This is a genomic window from Streptomyces mutabilis (assembly GCF_014649815.1).
In the GTDB taxonomy this organism is placed as follows: Bacteria; Actinomycetota; Actinomycetes; order Streptomycetales; family Streptomycetaceae; genus Streptomyces; species Streptomyces mutabilis.
This window is the reverse complement of the sequence record NZ_BMTT01000051.1, coordinates 1-4437: the sequence shown is the minus strand read 5'-3', so window position 1 is coordinate 4437 and position 4437 is coordinate 1. Positions and strand designations below refer to the sequence as shown.

Sequence of the window (4437 nt, the reverse complement as noted above, 5' to 3'; positions counted from 1 at the left end):
GACCAGCCCGGAGTACTGGGTCCGGCATGTGCGCGAGGCGGTGCGGTTCGCCGACGCGGTGCGCGCGATGGTGGACAGTGGTGTGAGCACGTTCCTGGAGCTGGGGCCGGACGGCACGCTGTCGGCGATGGTCCAGGAGAGTGCCGAGGTGACGACCGTACCGACGCTGCGGCGTGGCCGGGACGAGGAGACGGCTGCGGTCACGGCGCTGGCGGTGCTGCACGCCCACGGTGTCACGGTGGACTGGGAGGCGTTCTTCGCCGGCACGGTTGCCCGCCGGGTGGACCTGCCGACCTACGCCTTCCAGCACGAGCGGTACTGGCCGGAGCGGACCGGTGCCACCGGCGACGTGTCCGGTGCGGGCCTCGCTTCGGTCGAGCACCCGTTGCTGGGCGCGGCCGTCGCCCTCGCCGGCGGCGAGGCCACCGTGCTCACCGGGCGGCTGTCCGTGCGGTCCGTGCCGTGGCTGGCGGATCATGCCGTGCACGGCCAGATCCTGTTCCCCGGCACCGGCTTCGTCGAGCTGGCGCTGCGCGCCGGCGACGAGGTCGGGCTCGACCGGATCGACGAGCTGACCCTGGCGGTCCCGCTGGTGCTGCCCGAGACCGGCGCGGTGCACATCCAGGTGCGGGTGGACGGCACCGCCTTCGGCGTGTTCTCCCGCCCCGAACACACCGACGGTCCGTGGACACAGCATGCGTTCGGTGTCCTCGCCGACTCTGGGACCGCCTCCAAAGGCGCCTCCGAAGCCGCCACGGCCGACTTCCCGGCGTGGCCGCCGGCCGGTGCGGAGGCCATTGCCCTGGACGGCTTCTACGAGCGGCTCGTCGGCCTCGGCTTCGGCTACGGCCCGACGTTCCGCGGTCTCACGGCCGCGTGGCGCCGCGGCGGCGAGGTCTACGCGGAGGTCGCGCTGCCCGGCGACGCCGCCGACCAGTCCGCCGCGTACGGTCTGCACCCGGCGCTGCTCGACGCGGTTCTGCATGCGACGTCGCTGACCGGCGACGCCGATCGCAGCGTGCTCCCGTTCGCCTGGGAGGGCGTGACCCTGCACGCCTCGGCTGCCGCCGCGCTGCGCGTGGTGCTGACCGGCGATTCCGCCGACGGCGTCACCATCACCGCCGCCGACACCGTCGGCCAAGTGGTCGCCACCGTCGACTCGCTCGTGTTCCGCGAGGTCACCGCGGACCAGATCGGCCCGAGCACCGACGCGCTCTACCGGATCGACTGGTCGGCACCGGTACGCACCGGCAACGAGCAGGTCACCGCCGTCGTGCTCGGCGACGACCCGCGTGGTGTCGCCGACCGGCTGCGGTCGGCAGGCGTCACCGTCTCGGCCGCCGTCGACCTGGCTTCGCTCGGCGTCACCCCCGATGCCCCCGACGTCCCCGACGCTGTCGTGGTGCCTCTCGCCGCCGACGGTGATGTGCTCGATCGAACCCACGACCTCGCCGACCGTGCGCTGAGCCTGCTCCAGGACTGGCTCGCGTCCGACGCGCCCGACAGGACCCGGCTGGTGTTCGTCGTCGACGGCGCGGACCTGGCCACGGCCGCGCTGCGGGGCCTTGTGCGGTCCGCCCAGACCGAGCATCCCGGCCGCTTCGTCCTCGTCGACGCCGACCATGGACCGCTGCCGCTGGGCGCGGTCCTCGGTGCCGGCGAGCCCCAGATGCGCGTGCGGGACGGCGAGGTCCGGGCCGCCCGGCTCGCCCGCCTCACCGCCCCGGCCGCAAGCACGGACTGGGACACCGACGGCACGGTCCTGATCACGGGCGGCACCGGCGGGCTCGGCGCGGCCCTCGCCCGGCACCTCGTCGCCGAGCGCGGCGTGCGGCACCTGCTGCTGCTCAGCCGCCGCGGACCCGACGCCGAGGGCGCCGCCGAGTTGGTCGCCGAGCTGACGGATGCCGGCGCCACCGCGACGGTCCTCGCCTGCGACGTGACGGACCGGGAGGCCCTGGCGGCGGCGCTCGCCACCGTGGCGGCCGAGCACCCGCTGCGGGCCGTCGTGCACGCCGCCGGTGTGCTGGACGACGGTGTCATCGGCTCCCTCACGCCCGAGCGCCTCGCCACGGTGCTGCGGGTGAAGGCGGATGCCGCCTGGCACCTGCACGAGCTGACCGCCGACCTCGACGCGTTCGTGCTCTTCTCCTCGGTCGCCGGCCTCCTCGGCGCGGCCGGTCAGGGCAACTACGCGGCCGGCAACGCGTTCCTCGACGCCCTCGCGGCCCACCGCCGCGCCCACGGGCTGCCCGGCCTGTCGCTCGCGTGGGGCGCATGGGCGCCCGAGACCGGCATGACAGCCGGGCTCACCGACGCCGACCGCGCCCGTCTCGCCCGCGAAGGCGTGCCGCCGCTGGCGATCGAGCAGGGCATGGCGCTGTTCGACGCGGCCCTGTCCGTGACGGACGAGGCGGTGGTGTCGCCCGTGCTGCTCGACCTGGCGGCACTGCGGACCCGTGGCGAGGTTCCCGCCCTGCTGCGCGGACTCGTGCGCACGCGGGGCCGCCGGATCGCGGCGCACGGAGGGGAGACGGCCGACGGCCTGTCCCGTCGCCTCGCAGCGCTGCCGGAGGCCGACCGCACGGAGGTCGTGCTCGACCTGGTCCGTGGCCGGGTGGCGGCCGTGCTGGGCTACGACGCCTCGGCGTCGGTGGATCCGGCGCGCTCGTTCCAGGAGCTGGGCCTGGACTCGCTGACGGCTGTGGAACTGCGCAACGGCCTGGCCACCGTGACCGGACTGCGGCTGCCGGCGACCGTTGTGTTCGACTACCCGACCTCCGCCGGGCTGGCGGCCTACCTGGTCGGTGAGCTGCTGGGGATCGAGCCGGCGGACACGTCGGTCCCCGTCGGCGCGTTGCCGCCGGTGTCGGACGATCCGGTGGTGATCGTGGGCATGGCGTGCCGGTACCCGGGCGGGGTGCGGTCGCCGGAGGACCTCTGGCGGCTGGTCACCGACGAGGTGGACGCCGTGTCGGCGTTCCCGGACAACCGAGGCTGGGACCTCGACGGTCTCTACGACCCGGACCCGGACCACCTCGGCACCTCGTACGCGCGTGAGGCGGGCTTCCTGCACGACGCGGGGGAGTTCGACGCGGAGTTCTTCGGCATGAGCCCTCGCGAGGCGCTCGCCACGGACGCGCAGCAGCGGCTGCTGCTGGAGACGTCGTGGGAGGCGCTGGAGCGGGCCGGCCTCGATCCGGTGTCGCTGCGGGGCAGCCGTACCGGTGTGTTCGCCGGCGTCATGTACAGCGACTACTCGGAGCTGCTGAACACCCCGGAGTTCGAGGGCTACCGCGGTAACGGCAGCGCGCCGAGCGTGGCGTCCGGCCGCGTGGCCTACACCTTCGGCTTCGAGGGCCCGGCGGTCTCGGTGGACACGGCGTGCTCGTCGTCGCTGGTGGCGCTGCACTGGGCAGCGCAGGCGCTGCGGTCGGGTGACTGCGATCTGGCGCTGGCCGGTGGTGTGACCGTGCTGTCCACACCGAACCTGTTCGTCGACTTCTCCCGCCAGCGCGGTATGTCCGCCGACGGCCGCTGCCGGTCCTATGCGGACTCCGCGGACGGTGTCGGGTGGGCCGAGGGTGTCGGCATGCTGGTGGTGGAGCGGCTGTCGGACGCGGTGCGCAACGGTCACGACATCCTCGCCGTGGTGCGGGGTTCGGCGGTGAACCAGGACGGTGCGTCGAACGGCCTCACCGCCCCGAACGGGCCCTCGCAGCAGCGGGTGATCCGGCAGGCGCTGGCGAGCGCGGGACTGTCGTCCGCGGACGTGGACGTCGTGGAGGGGCACGGCACGGGCACGTCGCTGGGTGACCCGATCGAGGCACAGGCTCTCCTGGCGACCTACGGCCAGGATCGTGAGACGCCGTTGCTGCTGGGTTCGGTGAAGTCGAACATCGGGCACACGCAGGCGGCCGCCGGTGTCGCGGGCGTGATCAAGATGGTCGCGGCGCTCCGCCACGGTGTTGCGCCACGGACGTTGCACGTGGACCAGCCGTCGTCACATGTGGACTGGGAGGCCGGTGACGTCGAGCTGGTGACCGAGACGACGGCGTGGCCGGCGGTGGACCGGCCGCGACGGGCGGCGGTGTCGTCGTTCGGCATCTCCGGCACCAACGCGCACACCATTCTCGAGCAGGCCCCCGCCACCGTGGCCGCCGAACCGGAGCCGTCGGAGGCCGTGGTGCCGTGGCTGGTGTCCGGCCGGTCGGAAGCGGCGGTCCGGGACCAGGTGGCACAGTTGGCCGAGGTGACGGAGCGTCCGGTCGACGTCGCCTACTCGCTGACGCGGCGGTCGCGGTTCGACCACCGCGCGGTCCTCGTCGGCCGGACCCGCGAGGACCTTCGGTCGATCGTGACCGAGGCGGTGGCCGGTGACGGTCGGCTGGGTGTTGTGTTCACGGGTCAGGGTTCGCAGCGGCTGGGGATGGGGCG

The 4437-nt window shown here is 74.1% G+C and carries 1 protein-coding gene; it reads left to right on the top strand.

Features of this window, described 5'->3' with window-relative positions; genetic code table 11:
* Nucleotides 1-4437 (top strand): type I polyketide synthase (locus tag IE142_RS34385; RefSeq protein WP_191889370.1); only part of this gene is annotated, 4437 nt, incomplete at both ends.